The organism is Synechococcus sp. CBW1006 (assembly GCF_015840525.1).
Taxonomy (GTDB): Bacteria; Cyanobacteriota; Cyanobacteriia; order PCC-6307; family Cyanobiaceae; genus CBW1002.
Window position 1 is genome coordinate 2,612,424 of the sequence record NZ_CP060396.1, and the last position, 17,377, is coordinate 2,629,800.

Sequence of the window (17,377 nt, forward strand, 5' to 3'; positions counted from 1 at the left end):
CGTCCGTTGGACTGGCGCCATTAAAGAGCACCGACCTGCCAGCGCAGCAGCAGCAGGGCCACCAGAGCGATTCCGCCGACCACGGTGGCGCTGCCGAGCGAAGCCGGAGGCTGGTGCAATCGGTCAGGCGCCAGCCAGTGGCCGCCCCGGGCCAGCAGGGCCTCGGCCCCCTGTTCGGCCCGCAGCAGCACATTGGCCAGCAGGCGCTCTCCCACGGCCAGCACCAGCGCCAGGCTTCCCTTCCAGCCGAGCTGCCTGAGGTTCACCGCCCGGGTGGAGATCGAGCGCAGCAGGTTTTGCAACTCCTCCTGCACCAGAGGCAGGAAGCGCAGCGACAGCAGCAGGGTGAAGCCGAGCCGGTCCACCGGCCAGCCCAGGGAGGCCAGGGGCTTGAGGAACCAGCCGATCGCCCAGACCAGTGCCTCGGGACTGGTGCTGAGCAGCAGCAGGTTGGCGCTGTGGATCAGGGTGAACAGCAGGGTGGCACCGTTGAGGCCCAGCTCGGCCGAGCGACGGCTGATCACCAGCGGTCCCAGGGGAAGGGGGCCCAGCTGGACCGGCCCCCAGTGGACCAGCTCCCAGCGCTGGCCGGAGCGGCTGGGGGCGGGACTGCCCGGTGGACCCGGCTCGAGACGTACTTCGTCCGGAGGGCGCTGTAGGGGGGCCGCTGGAGCCGATCCGGCCGGCAGCAGAGAGGCCAGCACCCCCACGAACAGAGCCAGGGCGAGCAGCAGCGGCAGGCTGCGGCGCCACAGGCGCCAGGGCAGGCCGCACACCGCCGTGATCAGCAGTAACAGGGCGACCAGGCCCAGGCGCCAGATCGGGCCGGCCAGGATCGGCGTCACCAGAAAAGCCACGGTCCAGCCGAGCTTGAGGCGCGGATCCAGCCGCTTCAGCCAGCTGCCGGATCCCGTCCCCGCCTGGGAGTCGTCGTCGGCCACGTACTGGCCGATCGGCATCTGCCGCAGCCAGTCCACTCAGCGGCTGCGGCTCTGCTGGCGCGCCAGCTCCTTCTCGGCATCGCGCTGTTGCTTGCCGCGCCAGAACAGGCGGATCGGTGAGCCCTCGAAGCCCAGCCCTTCACGGATCTGTCGTTCCACGTAGCGGCGGTAGGTGTCGCCGAACAGTTTGGGATCGTTCACGAACAGGGTGAAACTGGGCGGACGGCTGGCCACCTGGGTGCCGTAATAAAGCCGCCCCTGGCGGCCGCCGCGGCTGGTGGGGGGGGTGCGCCAGCTGAGGGCCTCCTGCAGCACCTCGTTCACCACCGAGGTGGTGACGCGGCGGCGGTGCTGTTCCACGGCCAGCAGGGCCAGGGGAAAAATCGCTTCCACCCGCTGGCCGCTGAGGGCGGAGGTGAACAGCATCGGTGCCCAGTCGAGGAAATAGAGCTTGGCCCGGAGCTCCCGCTCCATCGCCGGCATGGTGTGGCTGTCCTTCTCGATCGCATCCCACTTGTTGACCACCACCACACAGGCGCGGCCGTCCTCCTCGATCCGGCCCGCCAGGCGCTGATCCTGTTCCGTCACCCCATCCTCGGCGTCGATCACCAGCACACACACATCCGAGCGTTCGATCGCCTTGAAGCTGCGGTTGATCCCGAAGAACTCGGGGCCGTAGTTCACCGAACGGCGCCGGCGGATGCCTGCGGTATCCAGGATTTTCCAGGCCTTGCCTTCCCGTTCGATCGTGGTGTCGATCGTGTCGCGGGTGGTGCCGCGGATCGGACTGACGATCGCCCGGTTCTCGCCACAGATGGCATTGAGCAGGCTCGACTTGCCCACATTGGGCCGGCCGATGATCGCCAGCTGGATCGGTTCCTCCGTTTCCACCTCTTCGGTGGGGGGCAGGAAACCCACCACCCGATCAAGCAGATCGCCGGTGCCGGCTCCGTGGATCGCTGAGATCGGATAGGGCTCGCCCAGGCCCAGACCCCAGAATTCCGCCGCCATCGACAGACCGGCTTCCGGCGATTCGCACTTGTTCACCGCCAGCAGCACCGGCACCTTCTGACCCCTGAGCCATTCGGCGATCGACTGGTCGGCAGCGGTTGACCCCTGCTTGCCGTCGACAATCACCACGGCAACGGAGGCCTCCGCCAGGGCGAGGTTGGCCTGTTCGCGGATTTCCGGCAGGAATTCGCTGTCGTCGTCGAATACCAGGCCGCCGGTATCGACCACACGGAAGGTGCGATCCCGCCAGAAGCCTTCCTGGTAGGTGCGATCGCGGGTCACGCCCGGTTCGTCGTGCACGATCGCCTCACGGCTGCGGCACAGGCGGTTCACGAGGGTGGACTTGCCCACATTGGGTCGCCCGATGATGGCGACGACGGGTAGCGCCAAAGCGGCTTATCTCAACGACATTGCGTTTCCTGACACTACAGAGCGGCCGCGCGCCTGGCTGATCTGGCTAGGGAGGAAGTAACCCTCTCTGCCCTCCGCCTTCCGGCGGAGACGCCCCATGGTGGAGCTGATTGCCGCGATCGTGGTCGACCTCTCCGACCAGAAGCTCTACGCCTACGGCGCGGCAGACACGCTGCTGCGCACCGTGCCGGTCAGCACCGGGCTGGCGTCGAGTCCGACCCCCACCGGTGAGGGGAAGGTCTACGGCAAGCACCGCAGCGTCACCATGCGCGGCAGCAGCTTCGTGGCGCCGAATGTGCCGTGGGCCCTCTGTGTCACACCGGATCAGGTGATCTGCCTGCACGGTGCCCCCTGGCAGGAGGCCGCCGGTCAGCGCTTCGGGGTGCCGCGCAGCCACGGCTGCGTGCGCGTGCCCAGCCCCCACGCCCGCTGGCTGTTCGAGCACACCCCCCTCGGCACGCCGGTGACGATCCGCCCCTGAACCCGCACCGCGCTCAGCCTTCAGGCCTCCAGCTGCCGCTGTTGGTTGCCGATCACCAGGAGCAGCAGGCTGATCGCCCCCAACAACGCGACCAGCAGCGCCACCACGAGCATCGTGCCCGCCAGGCCGCTGGCGTAGGAGCTGGTGATCACCTCGATGGCCTTCGACGGGGCCCCATGGCTGTGGGTGAGCACGCCGCTGCTCAGGGCTGCCCGCACCTTGGCCTCCAGCGCGGGGATCTGCTCCGGCCTGGCGCCCAGCTGGAGCAGGCGGTCCCGCAGGCTGGCAAAGCCAAAGCCATTGACCAGGGCCCCGCTGGCGGCAAAGCCCAGAGCAAAACCCAGCTGACCGGTGGTGGTGCGAAAGGCGGTCACCGATCCGAAATAGCGCTGCGGCGCCTCCTGCACAAACAGGGCCGACTGGGGTACCGACAGGAAGGCCAGACCCGTACCCACCAGCAGCAAGGGCAGGATGAACGAGGCGTAGGGAGTATCCGCACGCACCCCCGCCAGCAACACAAGCCCCAGCACGAGAACGAGGATGCCGCCCGCCATCAGCTGGGTGGTGCGACGCCCCGGCGCCATCAGCCGGCCCGCCACCACACCGCCGGCGGCAAAGCAGATCAACAGCGGCAGCTGAGCCAGAGCCACCTGGCTGGTGCTGTAGCGCTGCACCGTCTGCCAGAAGTTGCTGGTCTGCAGCTGCACCACCGCCTGAGCGAAGTTCCAGGCGATCCCGCTCACGATGGCGGCGGCAAAGCAGCCGCGGCCGTAGAGCCCCACCGGAAAGATCGGCTCCTGGCGGCGGCGCTCGATCCACACGTGCACGCCGAACACCGCCACACCGCCCAGGGTCGGGAGGAGGAACTGGGGCGCCGTGAACCCGCTGACCGCATGGCTGACCCCACTGAGAAACAGCACCATCGCCAGAGCGATGCTGACCAGGCCTGGCCAGTCGGCCCGCAGGGCCGCGTTGGCGGGCATGTCGGGCAGCAGCAGCGGCACCAGCGGCAGACACAGCAGCGCGATCAGGGGCACCAGGCCGAGGGCCAGGCGCCAGCTGGTGTCGGCCAGCACACCGCCCAGCAGCGAGCCGCCGATGAAGCCCGCAATGATCAGAAGGTTCCACAGGCCCAGGGCCTTGCCCAGCTGGTCGGGCCGGCTCACGCAGCGGACCGAGGCAAAGGTGAGGGCGAGTACGGCGCCCACGCCGATGCCCACCAGGGCGCGTCCCAGCAGAAACAGGGCCGCGCCGGGGGCCGCCAGGGCGATGCCATCCCCGGCGATCGAGAGCAGCAAGCTGCCCATCAGCACCTTGCGACGGCCCAGGCGATCGCCCAGAAAGCCCATCAGCAGCACGGTGGCGGCCTGGGCGAGGGTGGAGATGCTGGCCGCCAGGGCCAGGGTGGCGCCCTGCATGTGCAAGGCCGCCCCCGCCTTCACCAGGGCCGTGTTGGCCACCGTGGGATCGATCAGCTGCAGGCTGGCCAGCACCCCCAGAAAGGGCACCGCCAGGGCGCTTGCGGATTTGTCGCTCATGCGGGGATCAAAGGGGCAGAGGGATCAGGAGTTGCCTGCAAGAAGGTGGAGGGCCAGCGGGGAGCAGGCGCGTCGGCGCGGCTGATCGCCACCAGGTGACCGCGCCGCTGCAGCGGGTGGCTCCAGGGACGGCTGGGCGCGGTGGCCAGGGTCAACCGATCGCCGGCGCGATCGAAGCGCACCGGGCCATCGGGGGCATCGGTGAGCCAGACCTCCCCCTTGGCGCGGAGCAGCTCGGGGCTCAGCTGGGCGGCCCAGGCCAGCACCTGGCTGCGCTCCAGCGGCTCGAGCTGCAGCCAGGCATCACTGCGCACCAGCTGCCGTTCGCTGTGGAACGGCGGGGCGGGATGCTGCGCGCGGCTCTCGAGCTGCTGGCGCAGCCACTGCTGACGGCGCTCGGCCTCGCATGGGGGCAGCAGATCACCCTTGCTGAACTGCAGCAGATCGACGCCATCGAACTGCTGCTGCACCAGCTCACCCACCCAGCGGTCGTGCCAGAGCGCTTCGATGCGCTCGAGATCCACCACCAGCAGCACCCGCACCAGGGCCAGGCCGTGGAGCTGCAGCTGGCTGGCCACCCGCTCGGGCAGGGCCATGCCGCTGGTTTCGATCAGCACATGGGCCGGGGGCAGCTCACGCCGGGCCAGCTCCACTAGGGCCGCCCCCAGGCCATCGCGCAGGGTGCAGCAGACGCAGCCGCCGCCCAGCTCCAGCACCCGGCCATCGCCCTGGCGCAGCCGCTCGGCATCGACGTTGATGCTGCCCAGGTCGTTGACCAGCAGGGCCCAGCCCGGGCAGGCGCCGGCCTGCAGCCAGCCGTTGATCAAGGTGGTCTTGCCCGACCCCAGGTAGCCCCCCACCACGGTGGCCGGCACCCCGCGCAACGGCGTCAGCGGGGAACCTCCTTCGGAGACAGGGCTCATGGCCTGGCTCCCTCCCAGGAGCCATACACGCAAGCTCCGTCCTTGATCGTGGCCACCACGCCGATGTCGTTGAGCTGTTCGGGCGCGGTGGCGGTGGGGTCGCCGTCGAGGATCACCAGGTCGGCCCGCTTGCCCGGAGCCAGGCTGCCCTTGCTGTCCTCTTCGCGGATCTGCCAGGCGGCCTCGATCGTGAGGGCCCGCAGGGCGGCATCGGCACTCACTCGCTCCGATTCGCCCAGCACCACGCCCGTTCGCGTGCGGCGGGTCATGGCCGTTTCCACCATGCGCATCGGCTCGATCGGCGTCACCGAAAAATCGTTGTGGTTGGAGCAGTGCAGCCCCAGGGCCATGGCGCTGGCCATCGGGCTCATGCGGCCGGCCCGCTCGGGCCCCAGGTTGGCGAGGTGCGTGTCGCCGAAGAAAAAGGCATGCACCGTGAAGAAGCTGGGGTGCAGGCCCAGCTCCACGTACTGCTCCAGCTGCCCCGGCGCCATGAACTGGGAGTGAATGATCACTGTGCGGTGGTCCTGCTCGGGCTTGAGGCCGGCTCTGCGGCAGGCCTCGATCATCAGGTCGATGGCGGCATCGCCGTTGCAGTGGGCAAACAGCTGGATGCCCTGGCCCGCAAGCCGTGCCACCGCCTCGAACAGCTGCTCGGGCGGGCACACAGGCTGACCGCGCCAGTGGGCCTCGCCGTTGGGGCCGGGGGTGAGCAGCGGCTCGCCCCAGAAGGCGGTCTTGCCCTGGGGGGAGCCATCGAGCAGAAGCTTGATGCCCTGGAACTTGAGGCGATCGCGGTATGGGCCGAAGACATCGCGCGCCGGCTGGGGCAGCTCGAGCGGTTGGCCCTGAAACTCCGGGAAGCGCTCGCGCAGCATCCCGGGCACCTCGAGCACCAGCGGCAGCAGCACCAGATCGATGCAGAGGTGCCCTTCACGGGCGGCCCGCTGAAACAGGTCCAGATCGCCGGCCACCGTGGCGCCGTCCTGCACGGTGGTGATGCCCTTGGACGTGTACAGCCGCTGGGCCGCCTCGAACTGGGCCAGCCGTTCGTCGTCCGAGGGCTGCGGCATGTGCACGAACAGCGGAATGAACGCCGTCTCCATCACCAGCCCAGCCGGCTCGGTGCTGCCGGGCCGGCGCACGATCACCCCACCGGCCGGATCGGGGGTGCTGGCGTCGTAGCCCGCCAGGGCCAGGGCACAGCTGTTGAGCACGGCGCCGTGGTTGGAGTTGTGGAGCACCATCACCGGGTTCTCCGGAAGCACCGCATCCAGATCGGTCTTGTCCAGGGGGCGCCCGTCGGAGAGACCGTCGACGTCGTAGCCGTAGGCGATCACCCACTCGCCCTTGCCCACGGGACGGCGCGCCACGTGCTCGCGCAGCACCTGCTGCAGGCTGGCGATGCTGGTGACGGGCCCGGCCGGCGGCCGCTGAATGTTGGCCCAGCCCACCACCTGCAGGGCATTGGCGAAGTGGCCGTGGGCGTCGATGAAGCCCGGCAGCAGGGTGCGGCCCGCCAGATCGATCTGGCGCGTGGCGGGCCCGGCATGGCCCAGTACCGCATCCTTGGTTCCCACAGCCACGATCTTCCCGTCTGCGATGGCGATCGCTTCAGCCCGGGGCTGGGAGGCCTCCATCGTCAGGATGGGGCCGCCGTGGAAGATCAGGTCGGCGGGGGTGCTGGTCATGAAGCCCGGTTGTCTGGCCCATGGCTAACCGGAGCCTGTGCGCAAGTCATCGCACCGAGAGATCTGTTCATCGCCCAGGCGCCTGTCCTCACCGATGGCAGCACGGTGCTGAGGTCACCGGATCCCATCGTGGACGCCATCAAGACGGTGAGGGAGCACAACACAACGACGGCCATGCCTGGCTCAACGGTGATCCCCCTCGGCCCTGGCCAGGGCCGCTGCTGGATCACCACTGAGGTCGGCGTTCAGGAACGCGGGGGTTTCGGGCAGCACCAGCTGCAGATGGTTCTCGCGATGGAGCTCCAGGCTCAGCTCATGGCTCTGCAGCTCCAGCACATGACCCGCATGGCGGTGGTCGTCGCTGAGCAGGTGCAGGTGGTAGCCCGGCACATTGATCGTGCGGGCAAAGCTGGGCGTCCAGAAGCCCACCAGGGTGCCGGCCACGTTCTCCAGCTCAAACGTGGCCTGGGCGCTGGTGGCGCTCACGAGATCCACGCCGGCCTCGGCCTTGCAGGCCACGCGGTAGCGGATCCGCTCGAACACCCCACGGAGACGGATCGCCACAAACAGGTTGGCGTTGTCCCGCAGTCCGTCGAGCCGTGCGGTGAGATCGCCCCAGCTGGCCACATGCTTCAGAACCTCGCGGTGATCGGCTGAAAAGCGGGTCGCCACCCAGAACGGGGCGAGGGCATCGGCCGGGGCCTGCCGCACCGTGCCATCGCCGCAGGCCTGCCAACAGGTGCCATCCAGCAGGATCCCCTCGCCATCGAGGCCATCGAAGGTGCCCAGGCCGAAATCGCCGTGCTGCAGCACCTCAGCCACCCGCACGCATCCTTGATAGACCCCCTGCACCAGGGCACCGGAGGTGGACACCTGATAGATGGTGTGGTGCTCGAGATCCAGCGCATCGGCCAGGGCCTGGCGGATCACATGGCTGGCGCTTTCACCGGTGCGGCGGCAGCGCTCCTGCAGCGCGGCGGAAAGACCATCGCCGAGGTGAACGTTGAGGTGATGGCTGGAGTCGGGGCGGCAGGTCATCGATGCGGTCCCCTCAGTGGATGAAATCCTGATGCACGTCCTGCATCAGCTTCAGGTTCTGGGAGTAATCGATCGGAATGTCGATCAGCACCGGCACGCTCTGCTGCAGCGCTTCCCGCAGCACCGGGCCCAGCTGGTCGGCGTCGGTGATGCGATAGCCCTTGCAGCCGAAGGCCTCGGCAAAGGCCTCGACGTTGTAGTGACCGAGTTGCACACCGGCGGTCCGGCCGTAGTGGGCCTGTTCCTGGAAGGCCACCATGTTGTAGCTGCAGCTGTTCCAGATCAGGTGCACGAAGCGGCTGCCGATGCGGGTGGCCGTTTCCAGCTCCGTGGCCGTGAACAGAAAGCCGCCATCGCCCGACACCGAGATCACCGGCTGACCAGGCCGGCAGAGGTTGGTGGCCATCGCCCAGGGCACCGCCACCCCGAGGGTCTGCTGGCCGTTGCTCACCAGCACCTGGCGGGCATGGCCGGCCGGGAAGTAGCGGTTCATCCAGATGTAGTGAGACCCCACATCCAGCGCCAGGGTCGTGTCAGATGTCACCACCTGACGCAGCTCGTGGATCACCCGCAGCGGATGCAGGGGGGTGCCGGAGAGCTGGGCGCCCTCGTCGGCCGTGGCCTGCAGCTCGGCGGCAGCACGGTCGCCGCAGCGGCGGAAGCTTTCATCCACCTGCACCTGCAGCAACGGCGCCAGGGCCGCGAGGCTGGCACCGATGTCGCCGATCAGCTCGGCAGCGGGCAGGAAGGCCTGATCCTGATCGGGGGCCAGGGCATCGACCACCACCAGCGGGCGCGATGCGCCCGTGTTCCAGAGGCTGGGGTCGAACTCGACCGCATCGAAGCCCACCGTGATCACACAGTCGGCGCCATCGAGCAGGTGATCCGCCGGTTGGTTGCGGAACAGACCCACCCGGCCCGCGAACTGCTCCGGTGCCACCCAGGCGCCGGCCCCCTGGAAGGTGGCGCAGTAGGGCAGGCCGCTGCCGCCCACAAAGCGCTGCAGGGCATCGGCCATCGAGGCCTGCGAGGCCTGCATGCCCAGCAGCAGCAGGGGCTTGCGGCTGGCATTGATCAGCTCAGCGGCCCGGTGGATCTCCGTTGAAGCCGCTGGCCCCTGGCGGATCGGCCGGGCCCAGCCGGTGGAGAGCTCGCCCGGATACTCGGCGAGGCCCACATCCTTGGGCAGGCCCAGAAACGCCGCCCCCGGCCGGCCGCTTTCGGCCGCCCGCACGCCATTGGCGAACACCTCCGGCAGGCTGTGAATGTTGAGGGCCGACTGGGCATATTTCGTGACCGGTCGCATCACATCCACCCCGTCGAGGGCCTGGTGGGTGTGCTTGAAGCGATCGTCGAGCGGCACCTCCCCGCCGATGGCCAGCACCGGATCCCCTTCGGAGGTGGCGGTCGCGAGTCCGGTCACCAGATTGGTGACCCCAGGCCCGGAGGTGGCCAGGCAGACGCCCACCGTGCCCGTGATCCGGCCCATCGCCTGGGCCATGAAGGCGGCGTTCTGCTCGTGCCGACAGAGCACCAGCTCGATCGAGGAATCGAGCAGGGCCTCAAACACACTGTCGACCTTGGCACCCGGAATCCCGAAGACATGCGTGACCCCATGCTGCTCCAGCAGCTTCACCAGAACCTGGGCGCCGTTCATCCTGAGCATTCGGCTATCGACCAAGCATGTCGATGGCGTGTCATCAGGGCAATCCCGGATGTCACCTTGTTACAGGTCGGCAAGGGCGACAAGGCTGAACACAATCCCGCCGTCCTGGCGGCCCTCTGCCGAGATCCATGACCCTGCACGACAGCACTGGTCACAGCCTCTCGGTGGAATGCATCAAGGGACAACGAACTCGTCATGACGGACAACCCAACCGGGGAGTACACCAACAATCCACCTGTTGCTTATCATCTCGCCACGGCAGGGAATGACGCCAATCTCCGTGCATCTCCACCAGCTGAGATGAACGTCAACGGCCTCCTGATGCCGCCGGTGAGCAGCGGTGGAGGAATGCATGGCTTGCCAGGCGATTTTCTCTCCACTTCACGCTTGATTCGCGCGTTGCGGTGCAGCCGCTCAGCACCGACCAACCTCACCACATTGACAACAATCCAGACCTGCGCAGTCTCAACTTTGATCAATTCCCCCGCGACGGTGGCAAGATCAAAGTGATGCTCCTCAATCAGCAAACGCAGATCACCGTGCTCCAGCCCTGAAGCTGGAAGCTCATCTCACTGGCAGATCACCCGGATGGCCGGCCACCGGATCAGCCGGCGCCGGCAGCAGCTCAGGCATCGGACCGGTCTCGGGCAGGGGCTCGCCGCGCTCGGCCAGATGGGCCAGCAGCCAGTTCACGGCGGTCGCCCGGCGGGTGCGGCGCGGGTAGAGCTCGCCGATGCGATAACCCACAAAGCCCAGCTGCTCCTTCAGCAGCTGTTTGTGCTCCTTGGCAATCGAGCGGGTGAGTGCCACCGCGGGCGGCCGCTGGGCGATGAACTGGGGCTCGATCGGGAATGACTCCCGCCAGGCATCGCTTGCAGCCGGGCCCGCGCTCCAGGTGCCGGAGCCATCGGGCGCATACCCCAGGCGCGGCCAGATCAGTTCACACACGAAGCGGTCGCTGAGCCGATCAGCCAGCACCGCCTCCAGCAGCGCCCGGCTGAGGGGGTAGGGGACGGGTGTGGTGGCGGCCTGATCGGGAGCCATCGGCCTGAAGCATCACAATCGGATCACCATGATCACCGCCCCCTCCCCCCTGCGCGGCCCCCTGGCGCTGCCCGGCCACGGCCGTCCGCGCAGCCTGCGCTGCCGGGTGCTGCAGTCGCCGCTGGCGGGGGTGAGCGACCGGATCTTCCGCGGCCTGGTGCGGCGCTGGTGCGCCGATGCGCTCCTGTTCACCGAGATGGTGAACGCCACCAGCCTCGAGCTGGGCCATGGCCGCTGCAAGGTGGAGGACCTGGCCGAGGAGAGCGGGCCGATCGGCGTGCAGCTCTTCGATCACCGGCCCGCCGCCATGGCCGACGCGGCCCGCCGCGCCGAGGCCGCCGGCGCCTTCCTGATTGACATCAACATGGGCTGCCCGGTCAAGAAGATCGCCCGCAAGGGGGGCGGCAGCGGCCTGATCCGTGAACCCGATCTGGCGGCCCGCATCGTGGACACGGTGGCCCGGGCCGTGAGCATCCCCGTGACCGTGAAGACACGGCTGGGCTGGTGCGGCAGCGACGCCGAGCCCGTGGCCTGGTGCCGCCAGCTCGAGCAGGCCGGCGCCCAGCTGCTCACCCTGCACGGCCGCACCCGCGAGCAGGGCTTCAAGGGCCGGGCGGACTGGCAGGCGATCGCCGCGGTGAAGCGGGCGCTGCGGATCCCGCTGATCGCCAACGGCGACATCCACAGCCCCGAGGATGCCCTGCGCTGCCTGGAGCTCACCGGTGCCGACGGCGTGATGGTGGGCCGGGGCACGATGGGGGCCCCCTGGCTGGTGGGCCAGATCGATGCCGCCCTCAGCGGCCGGCCGGTGCCGCCCACCCCCGGCGCCGCCGAGCGCATCGCCCTGGCCCGCGAGCAGCTGCTGGCCCTGGTGGCAGCCAAGGGCGACCACGGACTGCTGATCGCCCGCAAGCACATGGGCTGGACCTGCCAGGGATTTCCGGGGGCGCCCCAGCTGCGTCATGCCCTCATGCGCGCCCCCACCCCCGCCGATGCCCTGGAGCTCCTGGAGCGCGCCCTGGCCGATCAGGGCAGCACGCCCTAGGGCAGCACAGTGGGCCAGCCCTGGCGGATCAGCAGCAGGGAGAAGTAGGGCGAGGCTGTGGCCGCCACTTCGCGGGCTGGGGCCACCAGCGCATCCGGCCAGCCCACCCGCTGGGCGAAGAGGGCGTGCTCCAGCAACCCGCGCCGCTGCAGAAGCGGCTGCACCCAGGCCCAGCGATGGCCCAGCTTCAGCAGGGCCAGCACTTCGGCACCCGCGGCAGCGCGATCCAGCAGGACCTCCAGGGCTTCCGGCGTCTCCGGCGTGGGCCGGATCAGCAGGCCCTCCTGCTGCAGCGCCAGGGGCCAGGCACCGGCTGCGGCCGCGGCTGCCGCGGCACTGACGCCGGGAATCAGCTGCACCGGCACGGCCGGATGGCGTTGACGCAGGGCCAGCAGCACGTAGGAGCTGGAGGCAAACAGCGACACATCCCCTTCGCAGAGCAGCACCACCGATCCGCCCTGGCCAGCGGCCTCAACCGTGGCGGCCGCGAGGGTATCGGCCGCGGCGTGCCAGGCCTGCCGCAGCGGCGCCGCGGCGCTCACCATCGGGAACAGCAGCGGCAACTGCCGCTGCTCTGGGGTGATCCAGGGGGCGGCGATCGTGGCGGCCATGCCACTGGCGCCGAGGCGGGCCACCGGGTAGGCCACCACAGTGGCAGCCCTGATGGCCTCCACGGCCGCCACCGTGAGCAGGCGGGGATCGCCTGGACCCACCCCCACCAGGGTGAGAGCCGCTGGGGTGTCCGGCGGCAGGCTCGACGGGGGGGACGTGGCCGGCAGCGGCATGGGCATCAGGCGATCAGCGCCGATCTTTCTAGGCTGGAGCCACGTCAATCCCTGGACCTGATCCTTGAGTCAGCTGAGCCTCTACCCCAGCACCCCTGCCCAGGGAAGCCCCATGCCGGAGCTGGTGACAGGGGATGAGCGGCTGATTCAGCGCGCCCTGGCGGAACGGGGCATCCGCTTCGAGCGCTGGCCTGCGCGCCAGGATCTGCCCGATCAGGCAGGCCAGGCGCAGATTCTCAGCCTCTATGCCGCCGAGATCGCCCGGGTTCAGCAGGGGGGCACTTACCCCACCGTGGATGCGATCCGCATCACCCCCGACCACCCGGATCGAGACTCCCTGCGCCAGAAATTCCTGCAGGAGCACACCCACAGCGAAGACGAGGTGCGCTTTTTCGTGGAAGGGCGGGGCCTGTTCTGCCTGCACCTCGGTGATGAGGTCGTGCAGATCCTCTGCGAACGCAACGACTGGATTGCCGTGCCGGCCGGCACCCGCCACTGGTTCGATATGGGGGAGGCTCCGTCGTTCTGCGCCCTGCGCTTCTTCAACAACCCGGAGGGCTGGGTGGCCCAGTTCACCGGTGACCCGATCGCCGACCGCTACCCCAGGCTGGACGAACTGGCGTGTGGAGGGTTCGAGGAACATGATTTCGAGAGTCGCCCCATTCCCTCCGCTCGCGGTACCTGATCACTCCGTAGTCGGGTTCACTGTTCTTGTTCAGCGCTTCCCCTAGCACGATTCCGAACGTCTTCAATGTTCTTGCTTTGCAGCATCTGCGGCTTGGTCACACCTGTCCAGATCAGTCAGTTGAACGGCAACTTGTAGTATCGCTGCTCCAGAAGTAACGGCTTAGGCAATGTTGATGCTCAGCCATTCGTGCCCAAAATATATAGAAAGCAGATTGGATCAATCGACGACTTGAAGGGCCAGTGAGAATTCGCCACTGGTTGACATCGTGCCCGGCTAGGCAGTGGATGGAGTTTGTATGTTGACAGAATTATTGTGTGTGAACTTCTATCTGCGGGAAATAGGCATCAGGGGAATGGTGGTTAAACACAAAAAAGCCTATCGGTGATTGTCAACGATAGGCTAAAGCCATGATTTTGTCTCGAAATCCAGTCTTAGCAGGCGGGCTGATTGTCTGAGTCAAGACTGGTTTTCGCTTCGGGGTGCTGATACCCCAGGCTCATCCATCAATTTTGACCAAGCTGAATCGGACTAGGACCAGGACCAGGACCAGGACCCTTTAACCCAACCTTGGCTCCAATCTTGGCAGCGATGGCGATCGCCTGATTGTTCAGCTTGACAGATTCTCCCTGATGACTAGGGCGAGCCAGAAGGCGGAAGCCATGAAGTTTGACATGATCAAGTTGAAGAGGCTGCATCAGAACCCAGAAGAGGCTGACCAATTTTCGGACAATCTCCCTCGCTTGTCAATCAATCGATCGCTCCAAACCGTGACTGTCTCCTGATTCCAGCTGAGTTGATCCTGGCCGGATTGGACTTCCCCGTTGCGAAGAGCGTTTTCCAGTATCGAATGGATCTCCATTCGGATGGCTCACCACGTAACAGAAACTCACCAGTTGACTTCTGATTTCATGAGACTGAGTCTGGTTCCCATCGGATGTCAAAGGGGCGTTACCATAGCTCCTATCATTCTATCTGATTTGCATCTTTATTCTCGATGGAAGACTGCCGACCTGCCCAGCCCCGCGATGGCGTAGATAACTCTTGGCGGGACAGAGCACGATTACCGTTAGACAACAAGTGGTTCCCGATAGTGGTGATTGAGCCCATGCACTGCAGCATTAAACTGCCAGGGCTTTCAATTGGCCTGAAGTGGGGTTGGTTGCGTCAAGCATGACAGGGGTAATCCTTCGTGGCACGGCGCCGTCCGGGCTCCATGGCCATCTCGATGGGTTTGATCAGCCCAGCAGGCTCATCGTGCTCCAGTGGAAAGCCCCGCAGTCTCTTCTCGACCATCCTGCGAAGACGCTGTCCACCCTTGAACACTGGCTGCGAGACGCCTTCGATGTTCAGCCTACTACTCTGAAAACGAAGTCGAAGTTCAGTGCATCCAAACAAGGGGCCAGTTTGGATCGAGCTGCCTGGCACATTCTTGAGCTCGGCAAGGTGCTGCTTCAGATGTTGGAAGTTCCCGTGTTCCATCCAGGAGTGATTCATCACGTTCGCAAAGATCATTCCCAGTCAGGTTTGTGGAACATTCGAGCAACCACTGCCGTTCTTGACCATTTCCCTGAAGACGTCTATTACGAGTGCTACTTTCGCGCAGCTCGCATCGTCTCTTTCATGGCAAAAACCAAGCCGGACAGCGACGAAATTGCCAAGCTTCAATCCAGGCTTAAATGTCAACATATTGACCAGATGCAAGGGATGATTCCACGAGGAAGGTCTACATATCCCTTGCTTTCTTATGCTTATAATCAGCGAATTCCGTTTCGGCATCTTGGAGAGGGGGTCTATTCGTTGGGATGGGGCTCCCAGTGCCGCAGGATTCGTGGCGGTGGTATTGATAAGGATTCAAGTATTGGGGCTATACTCAGCCACAATAAAGCTTCAACCATTCGAGTTCTGAGTGCGGCGGGTCTTCCTGTTCCTGTCCAGCGGACGATTGATTCTGAAGCAGCTGCTTTGGTTGCCGCCAGGGAGCTTGGATGGCCTGTCGTGCTCAAGCCAGCCGATCGCGATCGAGGGGAAGGCGTCACGATCAATATTCGAGAACCTGGTCAGCTGAAACGTGCCTGGCAGGAGGCACGCCATTTTTCGACCCGCTTGTTGTTGGAACGTCAGATCTCCGGCCTCTGTCATCGTCTTCATGTTTGTGATGGCCAGCTCATCAGCGCCTGGCGACGTCGACCCAAATCCGTTCGGGGTGATGGCAGCCTCACTGTGAAAGAATTGATTGACCGCGCCAATGCTGAGCAACAAGCCTTGCCTCCTTGGAAGCGGTTGAAGCCATTTCCTTGCGATGATGTTGCTGTAGGGTGCCTCGCGGCCCATGGTCTCACGCTTGATTCAGTACCTGCCAAGGATGACTGGGCTCCTCTGAGGCCTTTCAATGCACCAGCTTGGGGCGGTGTGGTGGAGGACGTCGATCAATTGATCCATCCTGACAATGTTTCTCTGGCCATTGAGGCTGCAAAACTTTTCGATCTGAGCAATGCTGGAATAGATCTGATTACAACTGATATCTCAGAACCCTGGTATCGAAACGGTGCGGCGATTAACGAGGTTAATCATTCTCCCCAGTCTCCTGATAGCCCACAGTTGCTGGAGAAAGTCTTCGCCAGCCACTTTCCCGCTAATGGACGAATCCCAATTGAGGTCTTTGTTGGCAGAAGTGCCGCCTGGGATAAGGCTTTTCAGAAACAGCAGGAGTACAACTCCTCAGGTTTTCCTTGTTGGGTGACAGATCATCAGCGCAGCGTCGATTGCTCAGGTCGCGAGCTGCACCTGATGGCGCATGGATTGTTTGATCGATGTCATGCTTTGCTTTGCCGCAAGAATGTTGGCGCCCTCATCGTGGTGGTTTCCGATCAAGACTTATTCTTGACGGGTTTGCCATTCGACCAGCCCGATCATCTTCAGGTCGTGGGGGATTGGCAACCGTCGCCAAACGACCGATCATGGAAAACGTTGCTCAGTTGGATGCGGCCGAAGTTGGATTCACCCATTGTTGATGAGTCTGAGTGAGGGATGAACAGCCTGTGCTGCACTCTCCAGGAGAGCACGCCCAGTCATTGTTAGCATACCGTGCTCCTGAATAACCCCCATACCATTGTCAAAGTTGTGACGATTCTCGGCTTTGGCCTTCTGCGCTTTGGCACAACTATCAGCATCCAGGAGGTTGGATTGAAGAAGGGTGTCCATGGCAAAATACATGCGGGCTGATACCCAAGTGGCGTGAAAGATGCCATCCATCGGACGAGGGTCTCTCCTGAGTGGAGATGGGTAAAGATCCTGATCCGAGTTGGTTGTCAGCGGCTCTTCAATTGTGAAGCCATACAATAGTAAATGTGCGGCTTCATGAACCAATACTTCCAATAGTTCTACGATGGACCTTTGTCGTTCGATATTAATGAAGAGCGCCCCCCAAAGCATGTAGCAAGAGCCTCCATCAAAAATGTACGAATCGTTGGGGTTTCCACTCACCATCACTAGCTGGGTGACGAGAGCAGCAATTTCGCCAGAAAGATCAGGGCTGACTCGGCCTAAAAGTTGCAGCGCGGCATGGAGATCATGCAGAAAGCTCGGCACTCTTTCGTGATCGGGCGGTTGGATGGAAAGCTCATCCGTGCCTCCCGTGCCCATCAATGCGGCATACATGCTGAGATCAGGAGCCAGAGAGGGATCATCCAATCCGATGACCTGCATGGATTCAAGTGGCGAGTGGGAGGCCGCCAGTCGGTTCCAGATTGTTGTTGCTCCCTCTTGATCTCCTTCAGACAACTTGAGCACGAGCTGGCTATATAAGCCGAATGGAACAGGTCCAAGCCGAAGTCCTTGTTTCAGTCCATTAACCAGTCCATCAATGGAAGATGGGTCCACTTTCAGATGCTCTGCGCAAACGTCTGAAAGATAGGCAAGGCTGTCTGCCAGGCTGCACCTAAATGCGCGGTCGATATTGAGGGCGCGAGAAGCGTCAGGTAGAAAGTGAAAACACATGAATGCAGAGGCCTACAGGCGCTTTTGTACTTTAAGCGCATGTAGGCTCGGATCAACTCTATGGCTTCTGGCGTTCTTGTTTAGTGCCTGGACTTGTTGGCCTGGGAAGCGAATCCCGT

At 64.9% G+C, this 17,377-nt stretch carries 15 protein-coding genes; 5 read left to right on the forward strand and 10 right to left on the reverse strand.

The window, feature by feature from the left end; translation table 11 throughout:
- Positions 1-20 precede the first annotated feature (20 nt).
- Together H8F26_RS12700 and der are read right to left on the reverse strand one after the other, a co-directional pair.
- Entirely contained in the window at positions 21-977 is a 957-nt protein-coding gene (locus H8F26_RS12700) for an energy-coupling factor transporter transmembrane protein EcfT (RefSeq protein ID WP_197154457.1), read from the reverse strand.
- Entirely contained in the window at positions 978-2,342 is a 1,365-nt protein-coding gene (gene der, locus H8F26_RS12705; protein WP_197154465.1) for a ribosome biogenesis GTPase Der, read from the reverse strand.
- A 118-nt stretch (positions 2,343-2,460) separates the two neighbouring features.
- Between der and H8F26_RS12710 the strand changes: the two genes are divergently transcribed.
- The gene (locus H8F26_RS12710; protein ID WP_197154467.1) at positions 2,461-2,844 is read left to right on the forward strand and encodes a L,D-transpeptidase; all 384 of its coding nucleotides are present in this window, start codon (positions 2,461-2,463) and stop codon (positions 2,842-2,844) included.
- Positions 2,845-2,864: 20 nt separating this feature from the next.
- On the opposite strand, the gene H8F26_RS12715 is transcribed toward H8F26_RS12710, so the two are convergent.
- The 5 genes from H8F26_RS12715 to alsS all read right to left on the reverse strand — a co-directional run bounded on the left by H8F26_RS12715 (position 2,865) and on the right by alsS (position 9,691).
- Positions 2,865-4,382 (reverse strand): MFS transporter, encoded by a 1,518-nt coding sequence (locus H8F26_RS12715; protein WP_197154469.1) that lies wholly within the window; start codon positions 4,380-4,382, stop codon positions 2,865-2,867.
- Positions 4,379-5,305 (reverse strand): GTP-binding protein, encoded by a 927-nt coding sequence (locus H8F26_RS12720; RefSeq protein ID WP_197154477.1) that lies wholly within the window; start codon positions 5,303-5,305, stop codon positions 4,379-4,381. Before H8F26_RS12720 ends, H8F26_RS12715 begins: the two co-directional genes overlap by 4 nt.
- Entirely contained in the window at positions 5,302-6,996 is a 1,695-nt protein-coding gene (locus H8F26_RS12725) for an amidohydrolase (RefSeq protein WP_197154479.1), read from the reverse strand. The genes H8F26_RS12720 and H8F26_RS12725 overlap by 4 nt, the downstream gene beginning before the upstream one ends.
- A 183-nt stretch (positions 6,997-7,179) precedes the next feature.
- Complete coding sequence (gene budA / locus H8F26_RS12730) at positions 7,180-8,034, reverse strand: acetolactate decarboxylase (protein ID WP_197154481.1); 855 nt, start codon at positions 8,032-8,034, stop codon at positions 7,180-7,182.
- Positions 8,035-8,047: 13 nt separating this feature from the next.
- Complete coding sequence (gene alsS, locus H8F26_RS12735) at positions 8,048-9,691, reverse strand: acetolactate synthase AlsS (protein WP_197154483.1); 1,644 nt, start codon at positions 9,689-9,691, stop codon at positions 8,048-8,050.
- Positions 9,692-9,895: 204 nt separating this feature from the next.
- Between alsS and H8F26_RS12740 the strand changes: the two genes are divergently transcribed.
- Positions 9,896-10,210 carry a linear amide C-N hydrolase gene (locus H8F26_RS12740; protein ID WP_231597826.1) on the forward strand — a complete coding sequence of 105 codons (315 nt, stop codon included), beginning with the start codon at positions 9,896-9,898 and terminating at the stop codon, positions 10,208-10,210.
- Positions 10,211-10,264: 54 nt separating this feature from the next.
- On the opposite strand, the gene H8F26_RS12745 is transcribed toward H8F26_RS12740, so the two are convergent.
- Positions 10,265-10,744: a DUF1823 family protein gene (locus H8F26_RS12745; protein WP_197154485.1), complete on the reverse strand. Its 480-nt coding sequence runs from the start codon at positions 10,742-10,744 to the stop codon at positions 10,265-10,267.
- A 28-nt stretch (positions 10,745-10,772) separates the two neighbouring features.
- Here H8F26_RS12745 and dusB point away from each other — a divergent pair, with 28 nt between their 5' ends.
- Positions 10,773-11,789, forward strand: coding sequence for a tRNA dihydrouridine synthase DusB (dusB, locus tag H8F26_RS12750; protein ID WP_197154486.1), 1,017 nt, complete (start codon positions 10,773-10,775; stop codon positions 11,787-11,789).
- Here the strand turns inward: dusB and H8F26_RS12755 are convergent.
- The gene (locus tag H8F26_RS12755) at positions 11,786-12,574 is read right to left on the reverse strand and encodes a precorrin-2 C(20)-methyltransferase (RefSeq protein ID WP_197154488.1); all 789 of its coding nucleotides are present in this window, start codon (positions 12,572-12,574) and stop codon (positions 11,786-11,788) included. The genes dusB and H8F26_RS12755 overlap by 4 nt on opposite strands.
- Before the next feature lie 64 nt (positions 12,575-12,638).
- On the opposite strand from H8F26_RS12755, the gene H8F26_RS12760 reads away from it, so the two are divergent.
- Both H8F26_RS12760 and H8F26_RS12765 read left to right on the forward strand, forming a co-directional pair.
- Positions 12,639-13,259, forward strand: a complete 621-nt coding sequence (locus H8F26_RS12760; RefSeq protein ID WP_197154490.1) for an acireductone dioxygenase — start codon at positions 12,639-12,641, stop codon at positions 13,257-13,259.
- A gap of 1,158 nt (positions 13,260-14,417) precedes the next feature.
- On the forward strand, positions 14,418-16,286 hold the full coding sequence (locus tag H8F26_RS12765) for a hypothetical protein (RefSeq protein WP_197154491.1): 1,869 nt from the start codon (positions 14,418-14,420) through the stop codon (positions 16,284-16,286).
- Here H8F26_RS12765 and H8F26_RS12770 read toward each other — a convergent pair.
- The gene (locus tag H8F26_RS12770; protein ID WP_197154493.1) at positions 16,260-17,258 is read right to left on the reverse strand and encodes an HEXXH motif-containing putative peptide modification protein; all 999 of its coding nucleotides are present in this window, start codon (positions 17,256-17,258) and stop codon (positions 16,260-16,262) included. The two genes, H8F26_RS12765 and H8F26_RS12770, sit on opposite strands and share 27 nt — an antisense overlap.
- Between the last annotated feature and the right edge of the window lie 119 nt (positions 17,259-17,377).